Annotated in this window: 13 protein-coding genes and 1 pseudogene; 8 read left to right on the forward strand and 6 right to left on the reverse strand. The window is 65.8% G+C overall.

Annotated features, from left to right (window positions below):
• The first annotated feature begins 9 nt into the window (after positions 1–9).
• Both ACWPW1_RS10430 and ACWPW1_RS10435 read left to right on the forward strand, forming a co-directional pair.
• On the forward strand, positions 10–876 hold the full coding sequence (locus ACWPW1_RS10430; protein WP_434776423.1) for an ABC transporter permease subunit: 867 nt from the start codon (positions 10–12) through the stop codon (positions 874–876).
• Between the two features lie 132 nt (positions 877–1,008).
• Positions 1,009–1,788: pseudogene (locus ACWPW1_RS10435) on the forward strand (LysR family transcriptional regulator); the annotation flags it as partial.
• A gap of 48 nt (positions 1,789–1,836) precedes the next feature.
• Here ACWPW1_RS10435 and acnA read toward each other — a convergent pair.
• On the reverse strand, positions 1,837–4,536 hold the full coding sequence (gene acnA, locus ACWPW1_RS10440; protein WP_434776424.1) for an aconitate hydratase AcnA: 2,700 nt from the start codon (positions 4,534–4,536) through the stop codon (positions 1,837–1,839).
• 197 nt (positions 4,537–4,733) lie between these two features.
• Between acnA and rlmM the strand changes: the two genes are divergently transcribed.
• The 3 genes from rlmM to ACWPW1_RS10455 all read left to right on the forward strand — a co-directional run bounded on the left by rlmM (position 4,734) and on the right by ACWPW1_RS10455 (position 6,947).
• A complete protein-coding gene (gene rlmM, locus ACWPW1_RS10445; protein ID WP_454252897.1) occupies positions 4,734–5,795 on the forward strand; it encodes a 23S rRNA (cytidine(2498)-2'-O)-methyltransferase RlmM in 1,062 nt (353 codons plus the stop codon).
• Positions 5,796–6,051: 256 nt separating this feature from the next.
• Positions 6,052–6,291, forward strand: a complete 240-nt coding sequence (gene tusA, locus ACWPW1_RS10450) for a sulfurtransferase TusA (protein ID WP_027597771.1) — start codon at positions 6,052–6,054, stop codon at positions 6,289–6,291.
• Positions 6,292–6,365: 74 nt separating this feature from the next.
• Entirely contained in the window at positions 6,366–6,947 is a 582-nt protein-coding gene (locus tag ACWPW1_RS10455) for an Sbal_3080 family lipoprotein (RefSeq protein WP_434776426.1), read from the forward strand.
• 464 nt (positions 6,948–7,411) lie between these two features.
• Here the strand turns inward: ACWPW1_RS10455 and ACWPW1_RS10460 are convergent, their stop codons facing one another.
• The 3 genes from ACWPW1_RS10460 to ACWPW1_RS10470 all read right to left on the reverse strand — a co-directional run bounded on the left by ACWPW1_RS10460 (position 7,412) and on the right by ACWPW1_RS10470 (position 11,751).
• Positions 7,412–8,068, reverse strand: a complete 657-nt coding sequence (locus ACWPW1_RS10460) for an SGNH/GDSL hydrolase family protein (protein ID WP_434776427.1) — start codon at positions 8,066–8,068, stop codon at positions 7,412–7,414.
• 84 nt (positions 8,069–8,152) lie between these two features.
• Positions 8,153–10,306: a mechanosensitive ion channel domain-containing protein gene (locus ACWPW1_RS10465; protein WP_434776428.1), complete on the reverse strand. Its 2,154-nt coding sequence runs from the start codon at positions 10,304–10,306 to the stop codon at positions 8,153–8,155.
• Positions 10,307–10,374: 68 nt separating this feature from the next.
• Positions 10,375–11,751 (reverse strand): MATE family efflux transporter, encoded by a 1,377-nt coding sequence (locus ACWPW1_RS10470; RefSeq protein WP_059314627.1) that lies wholly within the window; start codon positions 11,749–11,751, stop codon positions 10,375–10,377.
• Between the two features lie 130 nt (positions 11,752–11,881).
• Between ACWPW1_RS10470 and pdxB the strand changes: the two genes are divergently transcribed.
• Positions 11,882–13,045, forward strand: coding sequence for a 4-phosphoerythronate dehydrogenase PdxB (gene pdxB / locus ACWPW1_RS10475; protein WP_434776429.1), 1,164 nt, complete (start codon positions 11,882–11,884; stop codon positions 13,043–13,045).
• Between the two features lie 83 nt (positions 13,046–13,128).
• Here the strand turns inward: pdxB and ppnP are convergent, their stop codons facing one another.
• Together ppnP and ACWPW1_RS10485 are read right to left on the reverse strand one after the other, a co-directional pair.
• A complete protein-coding gene (ppnP, locus tag ACWPW1_RS10480) occupies positions 13,129–13,410 on the reverse strand; it encodes a pyrimidine/purine nucleoside phosphorylase (RefSeq protein WP_027597776.1) in 282 nt (93 codons plus the stop codon).
• An 83-nt stretch (positions 13,411–13,493) separates the two neighbouring features.
• Entirely contained in the window at positions 13,494–14,045 is a 552-nt protein-coding gene (locus ACWPW1_RS10485; protein WP_059314629.1) for an exonuclease domain-containing protein, read from the reverse strand.
• Positions 14,046–14,229: 184 nt separating this feature from the next.
• On the opposite strand from ACWPW1_RS10485, the gene ACWPW1_RS10490 reads away from it, so the two are divergent.
• Together ACWPW1_RS10490 and ACWPW1_RS10495 are read left to right on the forward strand one after the other, a co-directional pair.
• Positions 14,230–14,484 carry a YkgJ family cysteine cluster protein gene (locus ACWPW1_RS10490; protein WP_434776430.1) on the forward strand — a complete coding sequence of 85 codons (255 nt, stop codon included), beginning with the start codon at positions 14,230–14,232 and terminating at the stop codon, positions 14,482–14,484.
• Positions 14,485–14,535: 51 nt separating this feature from the next.
• Positions 14,536–15,135, forward strand: coding sequence for an START domain-containing protein (locus ACWPW1_RS10495; protein WP_434776431.1), 600 nt, complete (start codon positions 14,536–14,538; stop codon positions 15,133–15,135).
• Positions 15,136–15,231: the final 96 nt, after the last annotated feature.

A 15,231-nucleotide genomic window follows, 5' to 3' on the forward strand; every position in this document is an offset into this window, starting at 1 on the left:
AGGTGGACCATGACTCGACAGTCCCCGGTGCGGGCCGAATACCAACGGGACCTCGCGCCCCTCGACGACTTGGCGCTGGCGGTCGAACTACCCCTGGCCACGCGCCTGTGGAGCCAGGCCTGGCTGCGCAAGCTGGTGATCCTGGCGATCCTGATGCTGGCCTGGGAAGTGGCCGCCCGCTGGCAGGGCAACGACCTGCTGCTGCCCAGCTTCCTGCAGACCGCCGCGGCCTTCTGGGATGGCCTGGTGACCGGCGAGTTGCCGGCCAAGGTTGCCATTTCCCTCGGCACCCTGCTCAAGGGCTATCTGCTGGGCGTGGTTTTGGCCCTGGCGTTGAGCGCCCTGGCCGTCTCCACCCAGTTCGGTCGCGACCTGCTCGGCACCCTGACCTCCATGTTCAATCCGCTGCCGGCCATCGCCCTGCTGCCCCTGGCGCTGCTCTGGTTCGGCCTGGGCGAGAACAGCCTGGTGTTCGTGCTGGTGCATTCGGTGCTCTGGCCCATGGCGCTCAACACCTACTCGGGGTTTCTCGGCGTTTCCGACACCTTGCGCATGGCGGGGCGCAACTACGGTCTCAAGGGGCTAAGGTACGTCGGGCTGATCCTCATCCCGGCGGCGCTGCCGGCCATCGTCTCGGGCCTGAAGATCGGCTGGGCCTTCGCCTGGCGCACCCTGATCGCCGCCGAGCTGGTGTTCGGTGCCTCCAGCGGCAAGGGCGGCCTGGGCTGGTACATCTTCCAGAATCGCAACGAGCTCTACACCGACCGCGTCTTCGCCGGCCTTGCCGCGGTGATCATTATCGGCCTGCTGGTGGAAGGCCTGGTGTTCGCCACCCTGGAGCGGCTGACGGTGAAGAAGTGGGGCATGCAGCGGTAGGGTCTTCCCCGGCCTGTTGGGCTGAGACGGCTTTATCGTCGAAGCCCAACATAGCCGGGGCGTTAGCTGGGTTACAGCGGATCTAGACCTTCGCGCGGACTGCCCCCTCTCGCCATGAAAGAGGGCTGTGGTGAGGGCGCCCTTGACAGCGAACTCTTCCAGTTGCTCGACCGTCACACCAAGACACTCAAGCCGACCCGCCTGGGTCAGGAGGTCTACGGCCACTGCCGCGCCATCCTGCGCGAGATGGACGCCCTGCGCGAGCGGGTGGCGGACGATGCCCCGCCGTCCGGGCTGCTGCGCCTGGGCGTGCCCCAGACCCTGGGCGATGCGCTATTGCTGGAGGCCGTGAAGGTCATCCGTACCCGCTACCCGGAACTGCGTACCCAGGTGGCGACCGGTTGGGGCAGCGCGCTGGTCAGCCGTATCGAGCATGGCGAGCTGGAGGGCGCCCTGGTGCTGTTTCCGGCCAACAAGGTGTTTCCCGACAACGTCGAGACCCAGGCTCTGGGCGCCATGCCGCTGTAGGTGGTCTGTGCCCGCGACCAGGCGCCGGCCAAGGCACAGCGGCCGGCCGATATCCAGGGCCAGGGCTGGGTACTCAACCCCGACGGCTGTGGCTTTCGCGCCAGCCTGCAACGGACCCTGGCCGAGCAGGGCCAGGCGCTGCGCATCAACTTGGAAACCTATGGTGCCGAACTCCAGCTCGGCCTGGTGGCGGACGGCCAGGGCCTGGTCCCGGCACCGCTGCTGGCCTTGAGTGTCCACCGCGAACGCCTGGCGGTGATCCCGTTGAAGGACTTCAAGCCGGAAATCCAGCTGTGGCTGATCCATCCGCGCTTTCTCGGACCGCTGCAGGAGGTGGTCGAGGGGTTCGGGCAAGAGGCGAGTCAGCTGTTGGCAACCCCCTGACAGCAGAACGCCCGGCAGCCAGGCTGTCGGGCGTCCGTTGGCGCCAGGTTAGGCCGCAGGCTTCGCCAGGAACTCCCGTAGCACGTAGTGCAGGATGCCGCCGGCCTTGAAGTAGCTCACTTCATTGAGCGTATCGATACGGCAGAGCACCTCGACGCTTTCCAGGCTGCCATCCTCGCGGGTGACTTCCAGGGTCAGCGGCATGCGCGGACGCAACTCGACGCCGTCGATGCCCAGCACGGCGATCTTCTCCTTGCCGGTCAGCCCCAGGGACTTGCGGTCGACGCCGTCCTTGAACTGCAGCGGCAACACGCCCATGCCCACCAGGTTGGAACGGTGGATGCGCTCGAAGCTTTCGGCGACCACGGCTTTGACGCCCAGCAGGTTGGTACCCTTGGCGGCCCAGTCACGGGACGAACCGGTGCCGTATTCCTTACCGGCGATGATCACCAGCGGGGTGTTCTCCAACTCGTACTTCATGGCCGCGTCGTAGATCGACAGCTTTTCGCCAGTGGGGACGTGGTAGGTGTTGCCGCCTTCTTCACCGCCCAACATCTCGTTCTTGATGCGGATGTTGGCGAAGGTGCCTCTCATCATGACTTCGTGGTTGCCCCGGCGCGAGCCGTAGGAGTTGAAGTCGGCATAGGCCACGCCATGCTCGGCCAGATAACGGCCAGCGGGGCTGTCCTTCTTGATGTTGCCGGCCGGGGAGATGTGGTCGGTGGTGACCGAGTCGCCCAGCAGCGCCAGGATGCGGGCATCGTGGACGTCGGCGATGCGCGGCGGATCGCCGGCGATGGTCTCGAAGAAGGGCGGATTCTGGATGTAGGTGGAGTCGGCATCCCAGACATAGGTCTCGGCGTCCGGCACCTGGATCGCCTGCCACTTCTCGTCACCGTCGAACACGGCGCCGTATTGCTTGTGGAACATGGCGGTGTCGAGCTTTTGCACGGCGTCGGCCACTTCCTGCTGGGTGGGCCAGACGTCTTTCAGATAGACCGGCTGACCGTCGTTGCCGGTGCCCAACGGCTCCTGGGTCAGATCGACCTTGACGCTGCCGGCGAGCGCATAGGCCACCACCAGCGGCGGCGAGGCCAGCCAGTTGGTCTTGACCAGCGGATGCACACGGCCTTCGAAGTTGCGGTTGCCGGAGAGCACCGAAGCCACGGTGAGGTCGGCGTCCTGGATCGCCTTCTCGATGGGGTCGAGCAGCGGGCCGGAGTTGCCGATGCAGGTGGTGCAGCCATAGCCGACCAGGTCGAAGCCAAGGTCGTTGAGATAGGGCGTGAGACCGGCGGCATTGTAGTAGTCGGTCACCACCTTGGAGCCGGGGGCGAGAGAAGACTTCACCCAGGGCTTGCGCATCAGGCCCTTCTCGGCCGCCTTCTTGGCCAGCAGACCGGCTGCCATCATGACGCTGGGGTTGGAGGTGTTGGTGCAGGAGGTGATGGCAGCGATCACCACGGCGCCGTCCTCCAGCTGGAAGGTCTGGCCGTCGAGCTGCACTTCGACGCCACTGCCAGCCTTGGGTGCCTCGGCTTTTTTCGGTGCCAGGGCAGCGAAGTCGCCAAAGGTCTTGGCGACTTCGCCAAGCAGTACGCGATCCTGGGGTCGCTTGGGACCGGCCAGGCTGGACTGGACTTCGCCCATGTCCAGTTCCAGCACGTCGGTGAATGCCGGCTCGTCGCCGGGATTACGCCAGAGGCCTTGGGCCTGGGTGTAGGCCTCCACCAACTGCACGGTTTCCTCGGGGCGACCGGACAGGCGCAGGTAATCCAGGGTGATCTGGTCAACCGGGAAGAAGCCACAGGTGGCGCCGTATTCCGGGGCCATGTTGCCGATGGTGGCACGGTCGGCGAGGGGCAGGGTGGCCAGGCCATCACCAAAGAATTCGACGAACTTGCCCACCACGCCCTTCTTGCGCAGCATCTGGGTCACGGTCAGCACCAGGTCGGTGGCGGTGATGCCCTCGCGCAGCTTGCCGGTGAGCTTGAAGCCCACCACCTCGGGGATCAGCATGGACACCGGCTGGCCGAGCATGGCCGCCTCGGCCTCGATACCGCCCACGCCCCAGCCCAGCACGCCCAGGCCATTGATCATGGTGGTGTGGGAGTCGGTGCCGACCAGGGTGTCGGGGAAGGCATAGGTGCGGCCGTCCTCTTCCTTGGTCCAGACGGTGCGGCCCAGGTACTCCAGGTTGACCTGGTGGCAGATACCGGTGCCCGGCGGGACCACGCGGAAGTTGTCGAAGGCGTTCTGGCCCCAGCGCAGGAAGGCGTAGCGCTCGCCATTACGCTCCATCTCGATCTCGACGTTCTCGTGGTAGGCGTTTTCGCTGGCGTAGCGGTCCACCATCACGGAATGGTCGATCACCAGGTCGACGGGGGAAAGCGGATTGATCCGCTGCGGATCGCCACCGGCCTTGGCCACGGCTTCGCGCATGGCGGCCAGGTCGACCACTGCCGGTACGCCGGTGAAGTCCTGCATCAGCACCCGCGCCGGCCGGTACTGGATCTCGCGATTGGCGGAACGGGTCTTGGTCCAGTCGGCCAGGGCCTGGAGGTCCTCGCCGGTAACGGTCTGGTTGTCTTCCCAACGCAGCAGGTTCTCCAGCAGCACCTTGAGCGATTTGGGCAGCTTGTCGAGACTGCCCAAGGTCTTGGCCGCGTCGGGCAGGCTGTAATAGTGGTAGGTGCGCTCACCGACCTGCAGGGTCTTGAGGCTTTTGAGGCTGTCCAGGGCTGGCATCAGGGGTCTCCTTATCGACGCTTCGACGGTTGCCCGCTGGCCGTACGAGCCTCGAAAGGTGAAGGAGACCCGTACCAGCGCTGGGCGGACTGATTTTTCTAGGTGTAGTACTGGACCGACAGCCGCCGCTGGCGTTCCCCAGACGGCGCGCTGGGGTATAGTGCGCGCCCTGCGTGACCCCTTGAGGAAGCCCTGTCGTGAATACCTTGTTGCTGCTGTGCCGTACCGGATTCGAAGGCGAGGTCTGCGCCGAGCTCGGTGAGCGGGCGGCGCTGCTCGGCGTGGCGGGCTACGCCAAAGGCAAGCCGGGCGCGGCCTATGCCGAATTCGTCTGCGGCGATGCGACCGACGCCGCGCGCCTGATGCAGCACCTGAGGTTCGCCGAGCTGGTCTTTCCCCGCCAATGGTCGCGCGGCGCCTTTCTGAGCCTGCCCGAGCAGGATCGCATCGGTCCGTTGCTGGAGCTGCTGGCGGGCTATCCCGTCTGCGGCAGCCTGGCGCTGGAAATGCCTGACACCAACGACGGCAAGGCCCTGTCGACCTTTTGCAAGAAGTTCGAACGCCCCTTGACCCTTGCCCTGCGCAAGGCCGGCCGCCTGGTGGACGATGCCCGGGCGCCGCGTCTGCAGCTGACCTTCCTCAGCGGCCGCGAAGTCTTCGTCGGCCTGGTCGAGCCGGACAACGCCGCGCTCTGGCCCATGGGCATCCCACGGCTGAAGTTTCCTCGCGAGGCCCCCAGTCGCTCGACGCTCAAACTGGAAGAAGCCTGGCACCAGTTCATTCCCCGCGCCGAATGGGAGACTCGCCTGGCGCCGGAGATGCGTGCCGTGGATCTGGGCGCGGCGCCTGGTGGCTGGACCTGGCAACTAGTGGCCCGCGAGATGCTGGTGACAGCGGTGGACAATGGCCCGATGAACGAGGCGCTGATGGACAGCGGCCTGGTGGAGCACCTGCAGGTCGACGGCTATGCCTACGTCCCCAAGCGTCCGGTGGACTGGATGGTCTGCGACATCGTCGAGAAGCCCGCGCGCACCGCGGCGCTGATCGAGCGCTGGATCGGCGAGGGCCACTGCCGCGAGGCGGTGGTCAATCTCAAGCTGCCGATGAAGCAGCGCTATCGCGAATTGGCCGGCATCCTCGAACGCCTGCGCGATCACTTCAAGGATCGTGGCCAGCGCGTGGTCATCGGCTGCAAGCAGCTTTACCACGACCGCGAGGAGGTGACCTGTCATCTGCGCCGGCTGGATCGTAAACCCTGAGAACCTATCCAAAGTTTGCTGCGCGTCGGCCAGGCTGCGTTGAAAACCGCCTGGATCGCCAGCCCTGTCGAAATGCTCATTTACACTCGTAAACTGCGCTTCCTCGACGGCTTTATTCGCTGGCGCTCACCCTTCGGGCCAGCCGTTGGCTGTTACTCTCGCTGGTCGTTGCGCCTTGCCTGTCTCTAGCTCGCGAAACTTTGCACAGGTTCTCGCGCCTACTCGATATCTATTTTTAGCGTTTTCTGGAGTGCCGATGACCCTCGAAGCCGATGCCACCCTCGACGCCAGCGGGCTCAACTGCCCGGAGCCGGTGATGATGCTGCACAACAAGGTGCGCGACATCGCCCCCGGCGCCCTGCTCAAGGTCATCGCCACCGATCCCTCCACCCAGCGTGACATCCCCAAGTTCTGCGTTTTCCTCGGCCATGAGCTGGTGGAGAAGAGCGAAGGGGAAGGGCGCTACCTGTACTGGATTCGCAAGAAGGTGGAATGACCTTCAGCGCAGGGCTCGCTTTGCTACTGTGACTTGGCTCACAATCGTCGGTCTAGCAAGCAGGGATGCCTTTGATGAAAGCCAGGACGCTGTGTGTTGTTTCGTTGGTTCTTGCGGGTTGCACCTCGGTACAGGTCGACCCTGTCGCGGTACGTCCGGAGCTGGTGTGTATCCAGGAAAATCCTGCCGTCTGGGTGAAGGATTTCCTGCCCGTGGTCCGCGCTGGCTTCGCCCGCCATGGCGTCCCTACCGAGACCTATGCGCAGGTGCCGCGTCAGTGCCCTTATGTTCTCGAGTACACCGCCCGGCAGACGTGGGATATGGCCCCCTATCTATCCGTGGCCGAGTTGACGATTCGCGATGCCAGTGGCCGCCGGGTGGGCCAGGCCGATTACCATCTGCGTGGCAAGGGTGGTCTCTCCCTGATGAAGTGGCAGGGAACCGCAGCGAAGCTCAATCCGGTGATAGACGAACTCCTGGGTCAGATGCGTCCCGCGCCCGTCGTCCGGTCCACAGCACCTGTTGCCTCGACCGCCACGCCTGCTGCGCTGACCTTTGAAGACGAGCTGGCTGCACTTCAGGCCAGAAACCTGGGTTATCAGGCTTACAGCGAGCAATACCACGCCCTTCGTCAACGTTACGGCCTGGATCGCTGAAAGCGGCGCTGAGCCGAGGATGTTGGGCTTCGCTGCGCTCAACCCAACCTACGTTGATGCGGTTCTGTAGGTTGGGCTGAGACGGCTCCATCGTCGAAGCCCAACAGGACGATGTCCGTTACCCCGTACAGTGGAAAACCGCGCAGCGTTTTCCACTATGTGGCATTAAGTCCGTGGACAAAGCTGCGCCGTTGTCCAGGCTACGTTCAGCCCTGCAGCCCCTGTAGGAGCGGCCCATGGCCGCGATAAAACCCGCTTACTTCCGGCAATTCAAGTTCAGGCTCAAGCCTCATCGCGGCCATGGGCCGCTCCTACATAGGAGAGTCATGCGTAGGTTGGGCTGAGACGGCTCCATCATCGAAGCCCAAGAGGACGATGTCTGTTACCCCGTAGAGTGGAAAACCGCGCAGCGTTTTCCACTGTATGGCCTCAAGTCCGCGGACAAGGCTCCGCCGTTGTCCACGCTACGCTCCGGCGCTAGCGGCCGCTCTGACCACCCCCACCAGATGCTCCCCCAGCCGCCGATGCTGGTCCGCTTCGAAATGCACGCCGTCCACTGGGCTTACCTGGATGAGCTCCCCGGCATCGACGAAGGTCGCGCCCTGGGCCTCGGCTACCTGTCGATAGCGCTCGGCCAATTGGCGGGACTTGGCCGCGCCGCCGGCGAAGATCTCGCCAAGAAAGCCCACTTCCTCGATGGGGGCCGGTGCCATGACAATCAGCCTGGGCGTGCCGCCGTTCGGGCCGGCATTGCAACGCTTGATCTCTTCCAGCAGCACCTGCAACGCACTGGCGATGTCGGCGGGCGTTACTGACAGCCGTGCCTTGAGATCGTTGGTGCCGAGCATCAGCAGCAGGGCGTCCACGGGCAGCTGGCTTTCCAGGCAGGGTCGGAGATAAGTGAGGCCGTTCTTGTGCTGGCCGTCGATGGGGTCGTCGTGCACCGTGGTCCGCGCCGGCAGGCCTTCTTCGATCACCTGCCAGTCGCTGCCCAGGCCGCGGGCCAGGACGCCGGTCCAGCGTTCGTCCCAGCCGAAGCGTTCGAGCACGCCGGGCTGGGTCAGGGGACGGGTGCCGTGGGTGTTGGAGTCGCCATAACAGAGCAGGGTACGCAGGGGCATGTCAGGACCTCGCCAGGATAGAGTGACGTTCACCCTAGAGGCTTTTCCGCAGTGCCGCGAGGACCGACGGTCGTGCCAGCGGCCTCAGCCTTCGCCTGGCGCTTCGCTGCCCCGCGCCGCCTGATCCAGCGGCGAGCCGCCTACCTCGTAGCGCACGTTCATGCGCGGCGAGGCCAGTTCGATGCCGGCGTCGTCCAGGTAGCGCTTGAGCTTGAGGTTGAAGGCCCGCGAGACCTCCCACTGCTTGATTGGCGCGGTCTTGAAGCGAAATCTCAGGATGGCCATGCCCGAATCGAAGCTCTCTACCCCCTGCAGCTCCAGCGGCGACCAGATGTCCCGGCCCATCAGCGGATCCTGGCGCAGTGAGCGGCCGACTTCCTGGACCATCTCGATGGCCTTGTCCACGGACAATGCCTGCGGGATCGGCAGGCGGAAGATGGCGTAGCCGAACTGCCGCGAGTAGTTCTGGATGCTCTTGATCTCGCTGAAGGGAATGGTGTGGACGATGCCGTCGATGTCCCGCAGCCGCACGGTACGGATGGTCAGGCCCTCGACGGTACCCAGGTGGTTGCCCACGTCGACATAGTCGCCGATGGCCAGGGAATCCTCGATGATGATGAATAGCCCGGTGATGAGGTCGGCTACCAGGCTCTGGGCACCAAAGCCCACCGCCAGGCCGATGACGCCGGCACCCGCCAGCAGCGGGGTGACGTTCACGCCCATGTTGGCCAGGGCGACGATCAGGGCGATGACGAAGATGGTCAGGAACAGCACGTTGCGGATCAGCGGCAACATGGTCTGGGCGCGAGCGTTGTTGGGGCTCACGCGGTGCAGATTGAGGCTGCGATGGATGGCGGTGTCGGCCAGGATCCATACCAGCCAGGCCAGCAACAGGGTGCCGCCCAGGCCAAAGAACTTGCTGGCGACCGCATGGCCGTCACCCTGGCTGAACCCCAGCAGGGAGAGATTCCAGGCCCGTAGGGCCAGTTCGATCCCCACCAGCCAGATGACGATCCCCAGTACCAGCACGAAGAACGCCCGCAGCCGTTCGGCATAGGCTTCCTGGATTCGGCCGTGATGGCGCCGGTGCAGCAGGCGCGCCCTGACCAGGGCATTGAGCCCCATGGCGGCACCCATGGTCACGGCGAACAGCAGTGCCCGGCGCAGGGCGTCGCTGGTGTCCCCGGCGGAAACGAAGGTGGCCACCACCGAGACGGCCACCAGGATCAACAGCGGCAGGTGCCAGAGCCGGGCGATCAGGTGGCGCACGCCCTGCAGGCCGCGCAGCGCCTGACGCTTGGCCAGGGGCTGGTTGCGGATCAGGTGGGCGATGGGGCGGCGGAATCTCAGGGCGAATTGCGCCGTGAGCAGGGCGGCGCAGATATTGGCGCCAATGGCGATGACCGCGGCCAGGTGCGGCCCCAGGGTCTCGGCCAGGTGCGGATCGCTGGCCACGCCGCCCAGGGCCGCCAGGCTGCCGATGATCCACAGCGGGCGAAAGGCGCGCCGGCGCAGGATCAGCAACGCCCGGCTGCGGTGCGCGCCGCTGGGCAGGGAGCAGATCACCACCACCGTTGCCGCGAACAGCGGGCCGATGACGGCGGCATAGGCCAGGGTCACGGCGACGGTCTTGCCCAGGGAATCCGGCATCCACAGGGATACCAGCAGGGTGATGACGAACGCCAGCAGCCAGGGTGCCAGTTTGCGCAGGGCGAAACGCACCAGGTCCAGGGTCCGCGGTCTGAGCGGCAGCTCCTCGGCCAGCCCGAACCTGATGCGCAGCCGATGGCTGATGCTCTTCAGGCCCAGGGCACAACCGGCCCAGAAGGCCAGGGTGATGACGAAACCCGAGAGCAGATTGAGCCGCTGTTCGGGCGCGGGTGCCAACATGGCCAGCTCCGCGCCAGCCTGATCCAGCTGGAATTGCCAGCGCTCGCGCAGGTTGTCGCGCTGCAATTGCTGCTCGACCACCGTCATGGTGTCGGTGATCAGGCCGATCACTCCCTGGGAGGCGCTGGGTTCAGCCTTGGTCTGGGCGGCCTGCAGCTTCTTGAGATCCGCCAGCAGGCGATTGCGCTGCTGATCGCTTTCCAGGGTCTTGATGACCTGGTCCAGGGACTGGCCGAACTGGGGGTCGACCTGATCCTTCTCTGTACCTGGCAGCCCGGGCAGGGCTGCCTGGACCGGACCGATGAGCAGGAAGCAGAGGCAAAACAGCTGTAGCAGGCGAAAGATCATCGAAGCCGCACGCTCGCGAAAGGTGAAAACGCCCGTCCTGAACGGCCCAGGGCCGTCCGACGAGGGGGTCAGTGTAGCAAGGGCTTGGCGCCGTGGATGCGTCGACGGGCACTGCGCGCCAGGCGCACCGAAAGCAGGATGGCCGCGCAGGTCAGACCCAGTACCAGGCCCTGCCAGAGGCCGGCCGGTCCGCGTGGCGCACCGAACCAGTCGCTCAGTCCCAGCGCCCAGCCGACCGGCAGTCCCACGCCCCAGTAGGCCAGCAGGGTGATGACCATGGTCGCGCGAGTATCCTGATAGCCGCGCAGGGCGCCCGCGGCGGTAACCTGGATGGCGTCAGAGAACTGGAAGATGCCGGCGAATACCAGCAGCGAGGCCGCCAGCTGGATCACCGCCAGGTCCTGGGAGTAGAGCCCGGCGATGAAGGTACGCGCGGTCAGCATCAGGGTGCAGGAAACGCAGGCGCAGAGCAGCCCGGCGGCCATGCCGACGCCCGCGGCGAAACGGGCCTCGCGCGGCTCGCCGCGGCCCAATGCCTGACCGACGCGGACGGTTACCGCCATCCCCAGCGCCAGGGGCACCATGAACACCAGACCGGAGAAGTTGAGCGCCACCTGGTGACCGGCCACCACGGTCGGGCCCAGTTCACCGATCAGCAACGCCACCACGGAGAAGATGCTGGACTCGGCGAACACGGCGATGCCGATGGGTACGCCGATGGCCAGCAGGGCGCGCAGCGTGGGTCCGTGCGGCCGCTCGAAGCGGGCGAAGATGGCGCAGGAGCGATAGCGTTCGGTACGGATGATCGCCAGCATGGCCAGCAGCATCGCCCACATCACCGTGCCCGAGGCGAAGCCGCAGCCGGCGCCGCCCAGGGCCGGCAGGCCCAGGTGGCCCTGGATGAAGATCCAGTTCAGCGGCACGTTCAGCGCCAACCCCGCGAGGCCGACCAGCATCGCCGGCCGGGTGCGCCCGAGGCCGTCGCTGAAGCAGCGCAGCACATAGTAGAAGGCGGTGGCTGGCAAACCCATGGCGATGCCCTTGAGATAGAGCAGGGTCGGGCCGATCAGTTGCGGGTCGACGTGCATGGCCACCAGCAGCGGTCGGGCATTGAGCAGCAGCAGGCTGGCGATGAGGCCGCAGCCAAGGGCCAGCCACAGCGCCTGGCGCACCAGCGAGCCGATCTCACCGCTGCGCCCGCCGCCGTGGCGCTCGGCTACCTTGGGCGTGGTCGCCAGCAGGATGCCGGTCATCAGCAGGAACACCGGAATCCACACGGAGTTGCCCAGGGCGACGGCAGCCAGATCCAGCGGGCCGACACGGCCGGCCATCACGGCGTCGACGAAGCCCATGGCCGAATGCGAGAGCTGGGCGATGACGATGGGCGCGGCCAGGGAGAGCAGGGCGCCGAATTCGCGTCTGATACGAGGTAGAGAGGAGGTCACTTGAGCGGTCGGTCAGCTTCGGGGCCAATAGTCTAGACCTCATGGCCGGCGTGGCAAGCCTCGCGGCGACCGTTGCCTGGTGCGAATGGCCTGGTAAAGTGCCGATCCCCGCCCTTACGAGTGCCCAGGCATGCACATCCTTGCCGACGAAAACATACCGCTGCTGGACGCCTTTTTCGGACCCCATGCGACCCTCGAACGCCTTCCTGGCCGCGCCTTCGATCGCGAAGCCGTGGGCCGCGCCGATGCGCTGCTGGTGCGCTCCATCACCTGCATCGACGAGACGCTGCTGGCAGGTTCGAAGGTCGGCTTCGTTGGTACCTGCACCATAGGCACCGACCATCTCGATCTCGGCTATCTGCAGCAGGCGGGCATCCGCTGGAGCAACGCCCCCGGCTGCAATGCCCGTGGGGTGGTGGACTGGGTGCTTGGCGCGCTGCTGGCGCTGGCCGATGGCGCCGGCGCGGAGCTGGCGCAGCGGACCTATGGCATCGTCGGCGCCGGTCAGGTCGGCGGCCGCCTCGCCAAGGTGCTGCGCGGACTGGGCTGGAAGGTACTGGTCTGCGATCCGCCGCGTCAGGCGACGGAGCAGGGCGACTTCCACAGCCTGGATGAGCTGATCGCGCGGTGCGACGTGCTCTGCCTGCATACGCCACTGATCCGCGAGGGTGCGCAGCGCACCCTGCATCTGTTCGATGCCGACCGCCTGACCAGCCTGCGCCCAGGAAGCTGGCTACTCAATGCCTGCCGCGGCGAGGTGATCGACAACGCCGCGCTGCGTACCCATCTGGCCGGTGGCGCCGAGCTGGCGGTGGCACTGGATGTCTGGGAAGGCGAGCCAGGTATCGACCCTGAATTGGCCCGTCTCTGCCACCTGGTGACGCCCCATATCGCCGGGCACAGCCTGGAAGGCAAGTGGCGCGGCACGGCGCAGGTCTATGAGGCGTTTTGCGCCTGGGCGGGAGAAACGCCACGCTTGGGTCTGAGCGACCTGTTGCCGCCGCAGCAGCTGGAACGCCTGGTGTTCAGCGGGGACACGCCGCAGGCGACGGCCTTCAAGCGCGTCTGTCGTGCGGTCTACGATCCGCGTGATGACGATGCGGCGCTACGCGCGACCCTCTGCCTGCCGGCCCTGGCGCGTGCCCAGGCGTTCGACGCCCTGCGCAAGGGCTACCCCATGCGTCGGGAGATTCCGGGGCTGGTGCTCGAAGGGGCGGGCATGACTCGGCTGGCGAGTGCCCTGGGCTGCAGCTGGCGACATGGCGACGACTCCGAAAGCGGCGGTGTCGCTTAGGACAGAGCCGAAGCGGAAGCGTTCAGGCGGGGTAGCGGCCCCCGCCAGTCGGCCTGGATGGCCGAATGACGGGACGCACGGACTCAGTGGTATTCGCAGAGGTAGGCGGTGTCTTCCGCGACCTTGAGCTGGAACTTGGCGTTGGCCGGTACGGTGAACTGGCTGCCCGCGGCGAAGGTTTCCCAGGTCTCGCTGCCCGGCAGCTTCACGGTCAGGGCGCCGGCCACCACGTGCATGACCTCCAGCTGGCTGGTGCCGAATTCGTATTCGCCAGGGGCCATGACGCCCAGGGTGGCAGGCTTGGACTTCAGGCTGAAGGCGATGGATTTGACGGTGCCGTCGAAGTATTCGTTGACCTTGAACATCGGGTTTCCTTGTGCGAGAGCGGTTAGAACCGTCCGCGAGTATGCCCAAGGCCGTCCCCGGCTGTCACCGCTTCCTGCGTCGGTCAGCGCGCGAAGGCCGGCAGACTGGCGGGCAACAGCTTGGCGGTGTTGCGCGCGTCGGTCTCGGCACGATGGAGCACCCCGGTAAAGGCCAGTCCGGCCGACTCCAGCGCGGCGGTGAGACCCAGCGGGCGCGCCAGGCCGCGGGCCTTGGCGAAGGCCTGCTTGAGATTGCGATGCGGCACCCGCGCCAGGTGGGTGTGCAGGTCGTGCTCGCGCCAGGCGCGTTCCAGCAGGCGGCGGTCGAAGTCGCCCCAGCTGCACCAGCCGGCCAGGGTGGTTTCGTAGGCGCCCAGCCAGCGCTCGAAGGTCGGCCAGGTGCCAGCCAGCCGCTCGGCCCCATCGACATCGGCCTGGCTGATATGGGTGAGGTCGCGGCAGAAGGGTGTCAGCAGCGGCAGGCGCTCAGGCTGGACGAAGCTCTGGTAGCGATCCAGCTCCTGGCCCTCGGCGTCCACCATCACCGCGCCGATCTCGATGATCTCCATCAATTCCAGCGGCCAGCCACCTTCGTCGGTGGTCGCTTCCAGGTCCAGCACCAGCCAATGCTTCATTGTCACGCCCTCGGGCCAGCCGCCTCGCTCATCGCAGATAAGACGGCCGAAAAATCTCTGGGTTGCGTAGCATCGTGCGAATGGATGTTACATTCATGACTGTATAGCGACATCTGGTCACGATTCGCTTGTGAGGCCCCAGCCTTGGTTTTAAGCTTCAAGCCTCTTCTCTGCGAGTTTCACCATGAAATGCCGTCCGGGTTGTGGCGCCTGTTGCATCGCGCCGTCGATCTCCTCACCGCTGCCACGCATGCCCCAGGGCAAGCCATCCGGCGTGCGTTGCGCCCATCTGGACAGCACCAATCGCTGCGATCTGTTCGGCTCGCCGCTGCGTCCTGCCGTGTGCGGAGGCTTCCTGGCCGAGCCGGCCTTCTGTGGCACCAGCAGTGCCGAAGCCATGGCCATCCTGTTGCGGCTCGAAGGCGAGACCGCCGCCTGATCCGATCTCTCCACAACGCTCTCCGACAACCACAACAACAAGGGACGTCCCATGCACAAGCCGCTTCGCTCCATCCTTGCCCTGACCTTGCTCGCAGCCACCGGCCTGGCCCAGGCTGAGGACTGGCAGCTCGCCAAGCAGGAAGACGGTATCCAGGTCTATACCCGTGCCGTCGCTGGCTCCAAGTACAAGGCCTACCGCGGCGTGGTCCAGATCAAGGCCGATCCGGCCACCATCGCTCGCCTGCAGGATGATCCGGTGGGCTCGTGCAAGTGGATCTTCCGCTGCCAGTCGCTGCAGGTGCTCAAGCGTCAGGACAACCAGGCCTGGACCTATATGCGCATCGACATGCCCTGGCCGGTGACCGCGCGCGACGTGGTGCTGCACATCACCGAGCAGAAGACCCACGACGGCGGTTTCACCCGTACCCTCGAAGGTCAGCCGGATTACCGTCCCGCGGCCGATGGCTATGTACGGGTGGCGAGCTTCCAGGGCCAGTGGCGGGTGGTGCCGAAGAATGGCGGCTCGGAAGTGACCTACGAGGCCCAGAGCGAGCCGGGTGGCAGCGTGCCGTCCTGGCTGGCCAACAGCTTCGTGGTGGATGCACCGCTCAACACCTTGAAAGGCTTGCGCCAGGCCGCGCAGCGCTGATCGCTCATCTCTACCCTAAGGCCTAGCGCCACTGGCGCCGGCCTTTTAATACCACCCCTTTGATTTTGAGGCGTGGAGAATTTGCCTCCCTGCCTC

The sequence above is a fragment of the Pseudomonas sp. Marseille-Q7302 genome, assembly GCF_965111925.1.